Here is a 15249-nt window from a genome sequence, read left to right as displayed (position 1 = left end):
GAATAACGTCTTTGATTACCCGGATGGACTCTATGGCGACGGCAGAGCACCTTATCAGCAACCATCTCCCCAGCGTGAAACAGCTTCAATGCTTTCTTGCGGTTGCGCACGAGCTGAACTTTCGCCGGGCCGCCGAACGGCTCAGAATGACTCAGCCTCCGCTAACCCGACAGATTAAGCGCCTTGAAGCCGTGCTGGAGCAGCCGTTGTTTAGCCGCAGCACCCATGACGTTAGTCTGACGGACGCTGGCCGGGCGCTGGTAATCAAAGCGGAGAAGATCCTTCAGGCGCTGAATGAACTCAAGCCAGGCTCGCTTTCTTCAGAAAAGCGCCTGCGTATCGGCCTCACCCGCACGCTGAATTTTGCACTGATTGCGCCCATTCACCAGCAACTGCTGAAACTGGACGCCGCCGACGATGTGGAAACGCCCGATCTGACGTCTGCGCAGTTGCTGCAGTGTCTGGCAAAAAACCGCCTGGACCTGGTACTGACGGGCGAAAGGGCAACCGGCCACGAAGATACCGTTCAGTACCAATGGATCGGTCGTGAGCCGTTGCTGGTAGCAATGCCGGCCAGACATCCGGCCAGCCTGAAAGAAAAAGTCTCGCTGGAAGCGATCGGTGATTTACCGCTGTTCTGGTTTGCCAGAAGCGCCAATCCGTCGTTCTACGATAAATGTGAACGCTTGTTTTCACAGCTCCACACCCCGCTTAAAAGAGTTAAAGAGCCCGATGATTCACTGGTTATGCTGACACACATTGCCAGAGGAAAAGGCTTTGCCCTGATGCCACAGTCGAAATGTACCTTTCATCAGGAAGGGTTGTGTTATCGCGCACTGACTGACGATGAAGCGCAAAATCTGCATATCGATATTTATGCCGCCATCCGACTGAATGAAAACCGGCCAGCCGTGCTGCATGCGCACGATATCGTGTGTCACGCCGGTCAGTTAAGCCAACACTGACCCGCTTCGGCCCCCTCTTCCGCTGGAAGAGGGGTTAAGCACGCATAAAGCGTCGTTACGCTACCCTTTCACCGGCCACAGCCAGGCGGCACCGCGCACGCCACTGGAGTCACCGTGCACCGCTTTCAGCACCGGCGTTTCGCACTCGCGGCCAAACACCCACTGCTTCATCAGCGTCGGCACCGTCTGGTACAGCCGATCGTTGTTGCTCATGCCGCCGCCGAGCACGATCACATCCGGATCGAGCAGGTTGACCACCTGCGCCAGCGATTTGGCCAGCCGCGTTTCATAACGGCTCATCGCCAGCTCGGCCACCGGATCCTGCTGCTCGATCAGCCGGATGATCTCCGCGCCCTTCAGCGCCTGTCCGCTGAGACGCTGATAATCAATGGCGAAGCCGGTGCCGGAGACAAACGTCTCAATACAGCCCTGCAGCCCGCAGTAGCACGGCACTTCCGCGCGATAACGCAGTTCGTCTTCATCCATCCACGGCAGCGGATTATGCCCCCACTCGCCTGCGTTACCGTTACCGCCAATGCGTGATTCTCCGTTGATGGCCACGCCTGCGCCGGAACCGGTGCCAATGATCACCGCAAACACCAGCGGCTGGCCTGCGCCTGCGCCATCCACCGCTTCGGAAACCGCCAGGCAATTCGCGTCGTTGGCGATGCGCACGTCACGATTCAGCGCACGCGCCAAATCTTTGTCCAGCGGCTGGCCGTTGAGCCACGTCGAGTTAGCATTTTTTACCCGCTGGGTATAAGGAGAAATCGTGCCGGGAATACCGATGCCGACCGTCCCCTGCTGCCCGGTCTGTGCTTCTGCCAGCAGGACTAAATCGACAATCGCCTGCACCGTGGCGGCGTAGTCGTCACGCGGGGTATTCACGCGGTGGCGGAACAGCTCCTCGCCCTGGTCAGACAGCGCAATCACTTCAATTTTGGTGCCGCCTAAATCAATACCGATACGCACGATTTATTCCTCATTATTCGTTCAGGTGACAGATACAGTAGAAGGCTGAATCGGGAAAGGCAATGAAACCACTCCGATGTTTCGCTATCATGCGCGCTGACTGTTTTAGACTTGTGCGCCCGATCGCACCCACGGTAAGGAATCCTGATGTTGTGGTTTAAAAATATGATGGTTTATCGTCTGAATCGGGACATCCCGCTGTCCGCAGACGATCTGGAAAAACAGCTCGACGCCTTCACCTTCACGCCGTGCGGCAGCCAGGACATGGCCAAAACCGGCTGGGTCTCGCCGATGGGCAACCGCAGCGAAGCGCTGACGCATGTGATTAACGGTCAGATAGTGATCTGCGCCCGCACCGAGCAGAAAATTCTGCCGTCGCCGGTGGTGAAGCAGGCGCTGGAAGCCAAAATTGAGAAGCTGGAAGCGGAACAGAGCCGCAAGCTGAAAAAGACCGAAAAGGATTCGCTGAAAGATGAAGTGCTGCACAGCCTGCTGCCGCGCGCCTTCAGCCGTTTCAGTCAGACCTTTATGTGGATCGACACCGTCAATAATCTGATCATCGTCGACTGCGCCAGCGCGAAGAAAGCGGAAGATACGCTGGCGCTGCTGCGTAAGAGCCTCGGCTCGCTGCCGGTGGTGCCGCTGACGCTGGAAAATCCGATTGAGCTGACGCTGACCGAATGGGTGCGTTCCGGTGAATTGCCGGCAGGTTTCACCCTGATGGACGAGGCTGAGCTGAAGGCGATACTGGAAGATGGCGGCGTGATCCGCTGTAAAAAGCAGGATCTGGTTTCCGACGAGATCGCCACCCACATCGAAGCCGGTAAAGTGGTCACCAAACTGGCGCTCGACTGGCAGGAGCGTATTCAGCTGGTGATCGCCGATGATGCCTCGGTGAAGCGTCTGAAGTTTAGCGACACGCTGCGCGAGCAGAATGACGATATCGATCGCGATGATTTCGCCCAGCGTTTTGATGCCGATTTCATTCTGATGACCAGCGAGCTGGCGGCATTGATCAGCAATCTGGTGGAAGCGTTAGGCGGCGAAGCGCAGCGATAAGCGGGCATCGCCGGCAGAAAGGATAGTACGGGTGTGTTTAACGGTCGCCATGAATGGCGCCCCTGCAAATATGCTGATTCATACCTGTAGGGTCAGCATTTATGCTGACCGCAGGCCACACCCCATGCTGGCGCATAAAAAAACCGGTAACGCCGCACAGGCTTTACCGGTTGATAATGGATGCTGCTTTAACGCTTAAAGATAGCGGCACAGGTAAGACGTTGGCTCCGCCACCTGCAGATGGAATTCGCTGTGGCCCGGCACGTTAAATACCGATCCGGCTTCGTACCATTTCCACTCGGCTTCGCCCGGCAGCAGCACTTTCAGCGCGCCGCTCACTACCGTCATCTCTTCCGGCTGGCCGGTACCAAAGGTGTATTCGCCTTCCGCCATCACGCCAACGCTGGCCCGGCCAATGGTCACGCTGTCGAAACCAATGGATTTCACTTTTCCGTCGAAATACTCACTTACGTTGAGCATGTTACTTCCTCACAGCACATTAGGGTTACCGGCAGATTACAAGGGAACTCGCTGATCTGTCACGCGAATTAGCGCCGCCCGTCGCAAGTTGTGATCGGCCTCGATCAGACGATCAGTTCAGCCGCCAGTTTCGCCACCAGCACATTCGACAGCAGCACCGGAATGCCCAGCATGTTCTGCAGGAAATCGCGGTGTTTCTGGTGATAACCGATACAGTCGAGCACCACCACATCAGCGCCCTGCTCCTGCAGAGTCAATCCGGCTTCCATCAGTTCGCTCTGCTGCGCCAGGTATGGGCTGGCGACGGCAAAACAGGGCGAGCTTTGCAGGTTACGCCATTTGCTGGCCTGCTCAGCGATCTGTTCCTCAACCGGCACCACGATGCCGATTTTGTGCGTCTGTACGATGGCGCTGACCAGCGGCGGAATGATGCGATCCGGCTCCAGCAGCAGCGCCGACGTGGTTTTCAGCGTGTCGAACTCACCGGTACACAGCAGCAGAATGGTGTCGTAACCCTGTTGCTCCAGCGCGGTAATTTTACGCTGCAGTCCCTGTTCGACGGTGGCCGCCGCCAGCCGTACCTGTTCGCCGCTGCTCATGCGCGAAACCAGCACTTTATCGCCCGGCGCGGGAGCGTATAACTGCTCCACTTCGGCCAGCGTCAGGCCATCCAGCAGACCGGCATGCGCGACGGCGTCGGCGGGCAAATGCTCCTGCAGCAGCGGCAAAATATCGCTACGCGGTGACTGGCCAATGGTTAAGGTTACAAGCGACGGTTTCATCATCAGGCTTTCCGGCTGCGCAGGTGGCTGAGGCTACCATACAAAGATAGCAGCAGCGCGTACTCCTGCGGGTCATAAAACTGGCAGGTCTCACGGCCAAACTCTTTGGCCACTTCCACCGCAAAGCGCACGGTCGCCGCGATGTCCACTTCATGGCTGGCGCCGGTGCCGCAGCCAGGCACCACGGATTGCGCACAAATCGCGACGCCCACCACCGGCACATCGGTGGCGGTGGACGGTTGCAGGATGCTGTTAAGGTGATACACGCCGTTGCCGTAAGGGGTGATGTCCTGCGTAGTGATCGGGAACGTCACCGCAGGCTGACCGCTGGTCATCTCCATGATGCGCAGCAGATCTTCCGATACACGCAGGATGTAGCCCTCTTTCACCGTGGGAGACAGCGCATAGCCCTTATGGTTGAGGATGCGGTTTCCTTTAGTGGTATCGATAGAGAGAATCGCGTCGACGCCCGCAACCACTTCGTTGTCATTCATGGTGATGTCGTCGCAGGGCGAATCCATGAAGTCCACCGGCTCGTGCGGCCGGGTCGGCGCATCCGGACAAATATGGGTGGTTACGATCACATCGCCGGCCAGCACGTCGCCTTTGGTTTGCATCTGTGCCAGCTTCAGCGCGCTGCTCACCGCAGCAACCGCACCGTCGGCGTCGGACACCATGCCGATGCGCGTCGGGCGAGCACCGATGCCGCCGAGACGGCCAATGATCCCCAGCGTCGGCGCGCTGCCGCCCCGGCTTTTGCCCTGGGCCCCCGGAATATCGATGCGCACAAAATCGGTGCGCCCTTTAGGCCCGCTGACGCGCTTAAAGCTGGCTTGCACGCCCGGATAGGCGGCGAACAGATCGACCACCTGCTGGCCATCCACGTAGGCGCTGTCGAGTAACTCAAAAACCTGTAGTGTCTGCTGTAAACTCATCGCTAAATCCCTGGATTATTTCTTACTGCTACTGGCAAAAAGTGAGTGGAAGAAGCTGTACAGCGCGTCGCCCGCAATGAATCCAGCGGCCATCACCTCCATCGGTGAACGTCCACGCTCGCCCCACACGCGCAGGATCAGGACACGTAACGCAATCCCGACCAGCACCGCCCAGCCTGCGGCGGCGTTGTTGATTAACAGACCGGTGGCTAGCAGCACGCCGAGCTGGCGCTTAGGCCCGCCGATCAGCTGAATAATCGCCCCCGGAATCGCCCACATCAGCAGGCTACCGGCAATGCCGGGCTCCGCGCCGGCCTGAATGGTTTTGGCGTAAACGCGCGCCACCGGCGGCAGCAGATTATCGACAAAGAACAGGTTATGCGCATACCACACCACCGGGATTGCGATGACGAAAGCGATCATCGCGGCGATCAGCTGGATGCGGCGGCCCCACAGCTCCTGCTGCACATCGGCCCCGTTGCCGCGCAGAATAAAGCCGGCCTTCAGGTCATAGCCCATATCGGCGAAGGCCGGACCGGTGGCCGCGGTGAAGCCGCACAGCAGGCACAGCGCCAGCGGCGGGAAGCCGAGCAGGATGCCGAGGATCAGGGTGATCAGCGCCACCGCGAAGGCCGGGAACCAGCCCGAGTGCATGGCGGCGATGCCGACAATCAGCTCATGCACAAAGGCGGCAAAGGCCGCGTAGATAATAAACAGCAGCAGCATCGGCAGGCCCATTTCGCTCCACAGGCCGCCGCCCAGCGCCAGCAGTGCCGAGATCACGATATAGCCGACAGTCCCCAGGCCGAGCGCGCGTTTGACTTCGCTGTCGCTGCGGCTAACGTTGAGGTTGTCGTGACGGCGGCTGCGAATCACCTGCACCACCTGAATCAGCGCCACCAGACCGGCTCCGACCATGACGCCGTGCGGAATGTACAGCGCGTTAATATCGATACCGGCAACCGGTTGCGCATAGGCACGCAGCAGGAAGCCGATGCCGAGCATGGTCAGCGCCCAGATATTGCCAATGAATGCCGTACCAAAGGCGGACATCGGGATTTTCAGCATTGAGCCCGCGACGCCGCCCACGATTCCAGCCACCAGCAGCCACGCCTGGCGACCGCCCTTATCACCGGCTTTAATCGCTTCTGCCGCTGCCACGCCCGGTGGCCATGCATTGCTGGCCGGGAACACGCGCGTGTCGAACAGACGATACAACAGCCACGCATCCAGCAGCATTGCCGCGCTGACACCGACAAACAGCGGCAGCACCAGCTGCGGCTCACCCAGCGCCCACGGCACGGCAATCGGCATCAGCAGGCTATTGGCAGCGCCGAAGGTGGCGGAAGAGATAGCGGTCTGTGCAAGGTTTTGCACTTCAACCGAACGGTAGCGGCGAAACCACCGCAGTGGAATGCGCGCCAGCAGCATGGCAAATAGCGCGCCGATAATAGAAGTATTGGGCGTTACCCCAATAGTTGTGATCAGCTGTACCCCAATGATGGCCCCTGCAACTGACAGCAGAACCAGCATCAGGCCCACGCCAATATTTTTTATTGGATTATCCAGACGCATATTATCCCCGTATTTTCACCCTTTAGAAAACGCGCAATGACATTGTGCCCGACACGCGGAACCTCAACGTTTTATTCATCGTTCCCTGATTATTGAAATAAGCAGGTCCGAAGACCTGCTATTTCCCCGGTGTGGCGCGAAGTATTACGCCTTGAAATCAAATTAGGGTTGTCCTGTTTTATTCAGGACGCTGCGCCATATTTTTCGGCCATCAGTGCAGCCGTTGCGCGCAATTCGCTGAGCAGCGCTTCCGGATAACCCGGGGCCGCTTCCTGCGAAAGAAATGAGAGACACAATGCGGCACTTTCACCGCGGTGTTTATTGGTTACCGCTACGGCAAGCGAGCTAATGCCAGGCAGCGTTTCATTGCGGGCCAGTGCCCAGCCCTGCTGACGAATCAGCGCCAGCTCTTTGCACAGTGCATCGATATTCAGCGGTGAATTGATCGACGCGGTTTGCCAGTTATCGCTGAAGCGCGCGCGCACCTCGTCATCGCTCAGCTGCGCTAACAGCACGCGGCCGGTCGACGTGCCGGTAACCGATACCCGTGTACCCGGCGGCGTCACCAGCTGGGTAAAGAAGCGACCGTGGTACATGCGCATCACCAGCACATCGTCACCGTCCAGCACCGAGATATAGCCCATGCAGCCGCTGCTGGCCGCCAGGCGCGCCATCGGCGCCGATGCGCTGTCAATCAGCGGTGTCGAAAGATAGTGCCCGGCAACGGACAACAGCACGCGGCCAATCTGAAAACAGCGGCTGTCGGGATCGCGCTCCAGTAAACCTTCGCTTTCCATGGTCGCCAGCAGGCGCGACACGGTACTTTTCGGCAGCCCCAGCGCCTCCACCACCTCGGTAAAGGTCAGGCCGGGATGGCCCTGCGCCACGCCAAAGCGCTGAAACAGCTTAAGCACGGCGGCGGCATTTTCGAGTGTGGTCATGGCGCTGGTTTCACTATATGGAACTGAGTTCCTGTATCGATAACCCGAAAGTAAAACGCGACGGTTTATCGGTCAAGCGCAAATTTTGCACCGGACAAAACGCAGGCTATTTAAGGCAGCAGAAAATAAGGGCTAAAGGCAAAATAAAAAGACGTTATCAGGCAGGAGAGCGATTAAACAGAAAAGACGGCAGCTTTTATCGCCGTAATTAGCGCATCAGGGAAAATAAAAAATCTATTTAGCGACCGGACGTAATTAAACTAAAGCGGGCATCCCTGCCCGCCGGGATTATTCTTTTTCCACATCTTCATAGCGGTCTTTGGCATCCTGCGCTTCCGCTTCCGATTTATGTTCGCTAATTAAGGTATCCGGACGTGGATGGTCGGCCCGTAATTCATACCAGGTGACGGTATTGCCCGCCTGCCCTTTTTCAACGGCAACAATGCGCGCTTCTCGCGGATAGGGTGGTCTGGTTGGCATCGTTTTCCCTCTTATGTCAGGTTTCCACACAGACAGCGATGATCCTCTGCCTGCTATTCAGTATAGACAATCGAGGATCGCTGTAAAAAAGAGGGAGAATTCTTAGGCAGTTAGCTGGCGCGGGCGAGAGACAGCGATTGCAGAATATGTTCCACCACCTGCTCCGGCGCCTGCATCGCGTTGACTTCATGGTGCGCGGCCTGACGATAGAGCTGCGCGCGTTCACGCAGGATATCTTCCATCTCTTCCGCAATGGGCCGGCCGGTCAGGGTCGGACGCTGTGCCGCTTCTGGCTGGCGCTCCAGCCGATCGGCCAGCACGCCAGAGGGCGCGTTGAGCCAGATGACCTGGCCATGCTCGCGCATGAAGTGGCGATTGACGTCAGCCAGCACCATGCCGCCGCCGGTGGCGATTACGCTGGCAGGCGCGGTAACCGCCCGCAGCGATTCACTTTCACGCGCGCGAAAGCTGTCCCAGCCTTCCGTCGCCACAATCTCTGCCACGCTGCGCTGTGTGGTGAGCTGCAGGTGGTGGTCGGTGTCACGAAAGGCATAGCCCAGCGCTTGCGACAGCGCCTGGCCAATGGTGGTTTTACCGCAACCGCGTGCGCCGATCAGATAGATGGGTAATGACATCCGGGCTCATCCTCCGCCGTAGTCTGCCGCGCGGGCAACGTCATCAGGTCAATAATGCGTCGCATGATACCTGGATTTTATTTTATCAGCCAGCCGCGAAGCACGAATTACGCGTATTTCAGCGATAGCTAATGCCATTGTTTTGATTTTTAAAGGGAAAACGATGCGCATTTCGTGCATCAGGCGATTTGTAAGCGCGGGGCAACATTTGCTTACCAGGCCGCTGATTTACTTTCTGTCACGCAGCCCGCATATACGCTTTATAGTTCAGGCAACGGACGTCCTGTTGGTCGCCTGAAGAACAACACGCTATGCCTAACCGGAGGTTCACCATGCAGAGCCAGGAACAACAACTTATTGAAAGCCTGTTCAGCCGTCTGAAACAGGCAGAAAGCCAGAGCGGCCCGCGTGATGCCGGTGCCGAACAGTTAATCAATCAGCATTTACAGAGCCAGCCCGGTGCGCCCTACTACATGGCGCAGGCGATCCTGATTCAGGAAGCGGCGATGAAAAAGCTCAACGCGCAGGTATCGGAGTTAGAGAGCCGTCTGGCGCAGGCGCAGCAGCAGGCCCCGCAGCAAAGCAGCGGCGGTTTCCTGTCGAGCCTATTTGGCGGCGGTTCACGCCCGGCGCAGCCGCAACAGCCGGCATGGAACAGCGCACCGCAACAGCCACAATATGCCGCACCGCCTCAGCAGCAGTATGCTGCACCGGCGCGCGGTACCGGTTTCCTGGGTGGCGCACTGCAAACGGCTGTCGGCGTGGCCGGCGGTGTGGTGATGGCGGACATGCTCACCAGCCTGTTCCACCATTCGCAGCCGGAAGAGATCGTCAATATCATCAACGAACCGGCGCTGCCGCAGGTGGATGATAATCTGGACACCTTCAACGGCAATGACAGCAACAATGCCTTCCTGAATGACAATTCAGGCTGGGACAACAACAGCTTTGCCGATAACAATGATTTCAACGATTTCGGCAGCGGCGGTGATTTTGACGACGACGACAGCTTCGTCTGATTAACGCTGACGTAACCATTTATCCAGTTCGTTGGCAAACTGCTGGCGGTCTCGTGGGCTTAATGCCGACGGGCCGCCGCTCTGAATGCCGCTGGCGCGCATCGTTTCCATAAAATCGCGCATGGTCAGGCGCTGGCGAATGGTATCGCTGCTGTAACGTTCCCCGCGCGGATTCAGCGCTGCCGCCCCTTTCTCCAGTACTTCTGCTGCCAGCGGAATATCGCCGGTAATTACCAGCTCGCCCGGCTGCACGCGTTTCACAATCTCGTTATCGGCCACATCAAAGCCGGCAGCTACCTGCAGCGTTTTCAGAAACGGCGACGGCGGTACGCGCAGCGGCTGGTTAGCAACGAAGGTCACGGTGACTTTGGTGCGCTCAGCGGCGCGATACAGCACCTCTTTGATGACATTGGGACACGCATCGGCATCCACCCAAATCGACATGTTTAATCCTTATTAACGGGCAATGCCTGCGATCTTGCCGCGCTGGCCGCGAATGGCAAATGTTATTTGTGCGCGACTTGTTATTCACCGCCGCTGACGTAAGCTAACCCACTGAGAAAACCGAACCACGTTAAGGATAAAGCGATGCTGGAGAAGAAAATCGGGTTTGTCGGCTGCGGCAATATGGCGAAAGCCATCATCAGCGGCCTGGTGAACAGCGGGCAGATCGCCCCGGCCAATATCTGGGTGCACGATCGAAAACCCGACACCAACCAGGCGATGGCGCAGCAGTATGGCGTGACGGCGGCGGAAAGCGTCGAGAGTCTGGCACGTGAAGTGGACATTCTGTTTGGCGCGGTGAAACCCAACGTGATTCTCAAAGTGCTCAAGGATCTGGCCGGCCAGCTGAAGAAAGATGCGCTGGTGGTGTCGATTGCCGCAGGCGTGACGCTGGATTCGCTGGCGGCGGTGCTCGGTCACGATCGTAAAATCATCCGCGTGATGCCGAATACGCCGTCGCTGGTCAATGAAGGCATGACCTCTATTACGCCGAACGTGCTGGTGGAACCGCAGGAAGTGGACGAGGTGGTGACCATTTTTGAGAGCTTCGGCAAAGCGGCGGTGGTGAACGAGTATCTGATTCATGCCGTGGTGGGTGTCAGCGGCTCGGCACCGGCTTACGTGTTTATGTTTATCGAAGCGATGGCTGATGCCGCCGTGCTGGGCGGCATGCCGCGGGCGCAGGCTTATCAGTTTGCGGCGCAGGCGGTAAAAGGTTCTGCCCAGATGGTGCTGGAGACCGGCAAACACCCTGGCGAACTGAAAGATATGGTGTGCTCACCGGGCGGCACCACCATTGAAGCGGTGAAGGTGCTGGAAGAGAAAGGCTTCCGCGCTGCGGTGATGGGCGCGATGCAGCAGTGCATGGCGAAGTCCGAGGCGCTGAGTAAGCAGTGATGGTGCGGGTTTTCCCTCACCCTAACCCTCTCCCGCAGGCGGGAGAGGGGACTGTTGGGTGCTCGTTTGTCTCTCCCGCAGGCGGGAGAGGGAACGGTTGGGTGCCGGCTTGAACCTTAACCCTGATACGCTTCAAACAGCGCCAGGCCTTGTTCCAGCGTCATTGGCTGCTGCATCTCATGCACCAGCGCGGCGGTGAGCGTGTACATGCCGGCTGAACACACTGCCGCAATCATGCCCTGCTGGCAGTAAAAAGCGATGAAGCGTTTGTCCTGCAGCGATCCCAGCAGGCGATAATCATCCCACTCCTCTGCATGCCCCAGATACTCATAGCGGGTGCCGTAATGCGCAGTCCAGAAGAACGGCACGCGATCGTACATGATGCGTTTGCCCAGCATATTCAGCGCGGCAATGCGCCCCTGCTGATGCGCCACGCGATAGTGCTCAATGCGCTGCACGCCACGCGGCGTGAGATAGCTGGCAATATCTCCCGCGACCCAGATGTTTTCACTGACCCGCAGCTGACTGTCGGCCAGCAGGCTGCCATCCTTCTGTAAGGGCAGGTCGTGAATAAAATGGGTGGCCGGCACAATGCCGGTGGCAAACAGCACCTGGCTGGCTGGCACGGTTTTGCCACCTTTGAGCCGCACGCCACTCACTGCACCTTCACCGGTCAGCGCTTCCGTTTCACCCTCGACAAATTTCACGCCGTTGCTGCGGTGCAGCTCATAAAAATGACGGCCAATCTCTTCGCCGAACTGGCTGGCAAACGGCAGCGGATGACGCGCCACCACTGTGACATCAATGTCGCGGTTTCGCAGCGCACCGGCCACTTCCATACCGATAAAACTGTTGCCGATAATCACCAGCTGCTGCGCCTCATCCACCTGCGAAATCAGCGTGTCGGCCTGGCGCAGTGAACGCAGCAAATGCACGCCATCCAGATCTTTGCCCGGGATATCTAGCGGCTGCGGCACGCCGCCGGTCGCGATCAGCAGCTGGTCAAACTTCACCTGCTGCCCGTCTTTCAGCACCAGCGTCTGCTCCTGCGCCTTCAGCTGCACCACCTCCCCCTGCAGCCACACCACCGGGCCCAGCACATCCTGTTTCAGCAGCTTGGGTACCTCGTCGATGGCCATCTTGCCGGAGGGGACAAATTTACTCAGCGTGGTGCGATCGTAGGGGGCGTCGCTTTCACGCTCAATACGCACAATACGGCCGCTAAAGCCTTCATCGCGCAGCGTCCAGATCGCAGCACTGCCCGCCGCGCCAGAGCCGAGAATCACGCACACCGGCGCTTCACCCTGGGCCACCGGCGCACTGGCCGGCGACATCGCCTGCGGATTGATCAGCACCTGCCCCTGTTCAATGCGCACCGGATAGCGTTTGAGATTGGCCAGCGCCAGCGGCTCGCACATTTTGCCATCGCGCAGCTCAAACACCGCCTTATGCCACGGACACACCAGTTTGTCGCCGCACACTGCGCCCTGCTCCAGCGGTGCGCCCGCGTGCGGACATTTTGCCTGCAGCGCCTGCACGCGGTCGCCATCGCGAATCAGCACCATATCCGTTTCGCCGACGGTCACTTTAGTGGGTTTACGCTGCGCCAGCGCCTTGAGTTCCACGACAGATTGATAGCTCACGGTTCGCCTCCTTCGGGGTTATTCGTCTGATACGACAATTCCTTACAAAGAGTAAGTGTGGCAAAGCGTGAGGATTTAGCAGGAGAAACAAAGCGAAACGGCGGTTAACTGACTGTTAAACCGCCGTTTTAAGCGGCACGAAAGGATCAGAAGAAGACGCTGGGCACGATGATCAGCGCGAAAATCGCCACAATCAGTCCATGTTTGACCCAGTAATACAACCGGCGATTACGTTTCTTCAGGTTCTGACCGGCATCGCGCAGCGCATAAACGTATTTGAAGATGCGGTTGAGGAAGCCGGTACGATCGTTTTCGTCGTTGGGCGACGCCGCTGCTGACATTAACGTCGAGCCCACCCAGTGATTGACCGCCTGCGCCCAGCGCCATTTCATTGGCCGCTCGATATCGCAAAACAGGATGATACGCGTCTGCTCGCTTTCATTCTGCGCCCAGTGCACGTAAGTTTCGTCGAAGATCACCGCCTGACCATCGCGCCAGCTGTGGCGCTGACGATCCACTTCAATAAAGCAGCGATCGTCGTTGGGCGTTTGCAGCCCGAGGTGATAGCGCACCGAACCGGCATAAGGATCGCGGTGTTTGCCCAGATGGCTGCCCGGCGGCAGTTCAGCAAACATGGCCGCTTTAACGCCGGGAATGTTGCTCACCAGTTCGGTGGTTACCGGACAGAGTTCGCGCGCTGACGGATGCGCATCGCTATACCATTTTAAATAGAAGCGCTTCCAGCCACGCTTGAAGAAGGTATTAAATCCGGCATCGTTATGCGTCTGCGCCGCTTTAATGTGATCCTGCAGGCGAATGGCTTCATCGCGAATCACCTGCCAGTTATCGGTCAGCTGACGCAGCTCAGGAAAATCCTCAACCGGAAAATAGGGCTGTTTAGCCGGCAGTCGCGACAGCCCGGTCATAAACATATTGATCGGCGCCATAAAAGTGGAGTGATCAAATAACTGACGGGAAAACTTTTGCTTTTCCACGCCGCGTGAGTGGGCGTAAAGCACACTAACGATAAATACACCAATAATGATCGCAGCGACCATACAACAGGTTCCTTATGTTGCACGTAAAGCCGCTCTGGCCACGGTTAAGCGTCAGAGAGACTGGATGGGGAGAAATGGAATTTTATGTAAGGATTTTGTAAAGTTTTGGCAACGCGTGCCGTTTATGACAGAAAAAATACCCCGCGTATTAACCCTGCGAGTGCGGACACAAAAAAGCGGCCCGCAGGCCGCCAGAGGTTTAAGCACTCTTCTTCAGACAGCTGCTCATAAAGGTTTTACGCGCATCGCCGCTGAGTTTTTTCTCTCCTGCTTCGCTATTACAGCTTTTCATTTTCATCTGCTGCGGCGTCATATTGCCCATTTTGCTGTCTTTCTTCAGGCATTCGCTCATAAAGCTTTTACGCGCATCGCCTTTCAGATTTTGCGCGCCTGCATGCTGATTACACAGCGTCATTTTTTCCTGCTGCGCGGTTTTCTCCGCCGCGCCCGCACCGCCAGCCAGCAGCAGGCCTGCTGCCATTATTGCCACAAGACACGATTTCATTGCCGGTTTCTCCGTGTGATTATTGCCTGTTAAGCATGGCACGGAATAAGCAAAGCGGAAAAAAATCTATGCGCGTACGGCGGGATTATTCGCGCGGGTGGTTGAGCAACTTTTCGACGTAATTGCGCAGCATCAGCGCGTCCGGATTTTCCTGCACGGAAGCGGCGGGCGGCATCGCGCGATCAATACCCGCCGCGATGTCGCTAACCTGGGCGGCATCCAGTCTGCGCAGCATGGCGGTGAGCACGATTTCCAGCGCCTCAACCTGGACCACTAATTCTTTAGACTCTTCTTCTTTTTCTGCCAGCTTGAGCAGGAGTTCCGCAATCAGGTTTTTCATGCGATGGACTCAGTCAGAATGGGAAAACAAAAATTAGCATTGGCAGGATTAAAACAACAAGAATTTTTGCCGGCCAGAGGAAAAATAATGGTTAGCCGAAGCGTAAAAAAAGTGGCTGAAATTCAATATATAACGGCGAAACGTTTCACTGACAAAATACGCCGCAGATAAAACGTTTCGCATCGCTGCATTAATTATGCACTGGCGCTAAATTAACGCGGACCCTGATACCCATGGCCGGGACCGCCACCGCCAGGACCACCCCAACCTCCTCCTCCGCCGCCCGGCGGGGGAAAAAGACAACCGCTTAACGCGGACACCAGCGCCACAACGGCAGCGAGCTTAACGATACGGATCATATTGACCTCAGGTTGCTGAAATTGCGCTGAGTGTATGAAGCGGCAGTTAACACGGCAATACAGAATGCTCCGCAACCCGGCGCTATTCATGCCTGCTCAC

The 15249-nt window shown here is 57.4% G+C and carries 19 protein-coding genes; 6 read left to right on the top strand and 13 right to left on the bottom strand.

The genetic code is table 11. The features are described from left to right. Nucleotides 1–32 precede the first annotated feature (32 nt). Nucleotides 33–965 (top strand): LysR family transcriptional regulator, encoded by a 933-nt coding sequence (locus tag F3J36_RS14195; RefSeq protein ID WP_166719905.1) that lies wholly within the window; start codon nt 33–35, stop codon nt 963–965. A gap of 60 nt (nt 966–1025) precedes the next feature. Here the strand turns inward: F3J36_RS14195 and mak are convergent, their stop codons facing one another. Then, on the bottom strand, nt 1026–1937 hold the full coding sequence (mak, locus tag F3J36_RS14190) for a fructokinase (protein WP_021507130.1): 912 nt from the start codon (nt 1935–1937) through the stop codon (nt 1026–1028). 147 nt (nt 1938–2084) lie between these two features. On the opposite strand from mak, the gene rdgC reads away from it, so the two are divergent. Beyond that, nucleotides 2085–2996 carry a recombination-associated protein RdgC gene (gene rdgC / locus F3J36_RS14185; protein WP_021507129.1) on the top strand — a complete coding sequence of 304 codons (912 nt, stop codon included), beginning with the start codon at nt 2085–2087 and terminating at the stop codon, nt 2994–2996. A 195-nt stretch (nt 2997–3191) separates the two neighbouring features. On the opposite strand, the gene ppnP is transcribed toward rdgC, so the two are convergent. The 5 genes from ppnP to F3J36_RS14160 all read right to left on the bottom strand — a co-directional run bounded on the left by ppnP (nt 3192) and on the right by F3J36_RS14160 (nt 7709). Continuing rightward, the gene (ppnP, locus tag F3J36_RS14180) at nt 3192–3476 is read right to left on the bottom strand and encodes a pyrimidine/purine nucleoside phosphorylase (protein WP_010616577.1); all 285 of its coding nucleotides are present in this window, start codon (nt 3474–3476) and stop codon (nt 3192–3194) included. Between the two features lie 104 nt (nt 3477–3580). Beyond that, nucleotides 3581–4258 (bottom strand): AroM family protein, encoded by a 678-nt coding sequence (locus F3J36_RS14175; RefSeq protein WP_166720000.1) that lies wholly within the window; start codon nt 4256–4258, stop codon nt 3581–3583. A 2-nt stretch (nt 4259–4260) separates the two neighbouring features. Further along, a complete protein-coding gene (locus F3J36_RS14170) occupies nt 4261–5193 on the bottom strand; it encodes a DUF1177 domain-containing protein (protein ID WP_021507226.1) in 933 nt (310 codons plus the stop codon). Nucleotides 5194–5208: 15 nt separating this feature from the next. Continuing rightward, nucleotides 5209–6768, bottom strand: a complete 1560-nt coding sequence (locus tag F3J36_RS14165; protein ID WP_166719904.1) for an OPT/YSL family transporter — start codon at nt 6766–6768, stop codon at nt 5209–5211. 182 nt (nt 6769–6950) lie between these two features. Next, nucleotides 6951–7709, bottom strand: a complete 759-nt coding sequence (locus F3J36_RS14160; RefSeq protein WP_058757986.1) for an IclR family transcriptional regulator — start codon at nt 7707–7709, stop codon at nt 6951–6953. Nucleotides 7710–7726: 17 nt separating this feature from the next. On the opposite strand from F3J36_RS14160, the gene F3J36_RS14155 reads away from it, so the two are divergent. Next, nucleotides 7727–7921: a hypothetical protein gene (locus tag F3J36_RS14155; RefSeq protein WP_132466392.1), complete on the top strand. Its 195-nt coding sequence runs from the start codon at nt 7727–7729 to the stop codon at nt 7919–7921. 76 nt (nt 7922–7997) lie between these two features. Here the strand turns inward: F3J36_RS14155 and F3J36_RS14150 are convergent, their stop codons facing one another. Together F3J36_RS14150 and aroL are read right to left on the bottom strand one after the other, a co-directional pair. Next, a complete protein-coding gene (locus F3J36_RS14150) occupies nt 7998–8189 on the bottom strand; it encodes a YaiA family protein (RefSeq protein WP_021507229.1) in 192 nt (63 codons plus the stop codon). 110 nt (nt 8190–8299) lie between these two features. After that, nucleotides 8300–8824, bottom strand: a complete 525-nt coding sequence (gene aroL, locus F3J36_RS14145) for a shikimate kinase AroL (RefSeq protein WP_021507230.1) — start codon at nt 8822–8824, stop codon at nt 8300–8302. A gap of 332 nt (nt 8825–9156) precedes the next feature. Here aroL and F3J36_RS14140 point away from each other — a divergent pair, with 332 nt between their 5' ends. Further along, the gene (locus tag F3J36_RS14140; RefSeq protein ID WP_058775202.1) at nt 9157–9843 is read left to right on the top strand and encodes a DUF2076 domain-containing protein; all 687 of its coding nucleotides are present in this window, start codon (nt 9157–9159) and stop codon (nt 9841–9843) included. Here the strand turns inward: F3J36_RS14140 and F3J36_RS14135 are convergent, their stop codons facing one another. Next, entirely contained in the window at nt 9844–10287 is a 444-nt protein-coding gene (locus F3J36_RS14135) for a YaiI/YqxD family protein (RefSeq protein ID WP_010616571.1), read from the bottom strand. 144 nt (nt 10288–10431) lie between these two features. Here F3J36_RS14135 and proC point away from each other — a divergent pair, with 144 nt between their 5' ends. Beyond that, nucleotides 10432–11244 carry a pyrroline-5-carboxylate reductase gene (gene proC / locus F3J36_RS14130; protein ID WP_021507232.1) on the top strand — a complete coding sequence of 271 codons (813 nt, stop codon included), beginning with the start codon at nt 10432–10434 and terminating at the stop codon, nt 11242–11244. Nucleotides 11245–11360: 116 nt separating this feature from the next. Here proC and F3J36_RS14125 read toward each other — a convergent pair whose 3' ends face one another. From F3J36_RS14125 to iraP, 4 genes are all read right to left on the bottom strand, one after another. Continuing rightward, on the bottom strand, nt 11361–12887 hold the full coding sequence (locus F3J36_RS14125) for an FAD-dependent oxidoreductase (RefSeq protein ID WP_166719903.1): 1527 nt from the start codon (nt 12885–12887) through the stop codon (nt 11361–11363). A 146-nt stretch (nt 12888–13033) separates the two neighbouring features. Next, entirely contained in the window at nt 13034–13945 is a 912-nt protein-coding gene (gene lpxO, locus F3J36_RS14120) for a lipid A hydroxylase LpxO (RefSeq protein WP_166719902.1), read from the bottom strand. A 199-nt stretch (nt 13946–14144) separates the two neighbouring features. Then, nucleotides 14145–14450, bottom strand: coding sequence for a PsiF family protein (locus F3J36_RS14115; RefSeq protein WP_058757988.1), 306 nt, complete (start codon nt 14448–14450; stop codon nt 14145–14147). Between the two features lie 85 nt (nt 14451–14535). Further along, nucleotides 14536–14790 (bottom strand): anti-adapter protein IraP, encoded by a 255-nt coding sequence (gene iraP, locus F3J36_RS14110; protein ID WP_021507236.1) that lies wholly within the window; start codon nt 14788–14790, stop codon nt 14536–14538. Nucleotides 14791–14808: 18 nt separating this feature from the next. On the opposite strand from iraP, the gene F3J36_RS14105 reads away from it, so the two are divergent. After that, a complete protein-coding gene (locus F3J36_RS14105; protein ID WP_155519908.1) occupies nt 14809–14961 on the top strand; it encodes a hypothetical protein in 153 nt (50 codons plus the stop codon). Nucleotides 14962–15249: the final 288 nt, after the last annotated feature.

The sequence above is a fragment of the Pantoea sp. Cy-640 genome (genome assembly GCF_011752635.1).
GTDB lineage: Bacteria > Pseudomonadota > Gammaproteobacteria > Enterobacterales > Enterobacteriaceae > Pantoea > Pantoea dispersa.
The sequence above is the reverse complement of the archived record's forward strand: the minus strand, read 5'-3'. Positions and strand labels throughout refer to the sequence as shown.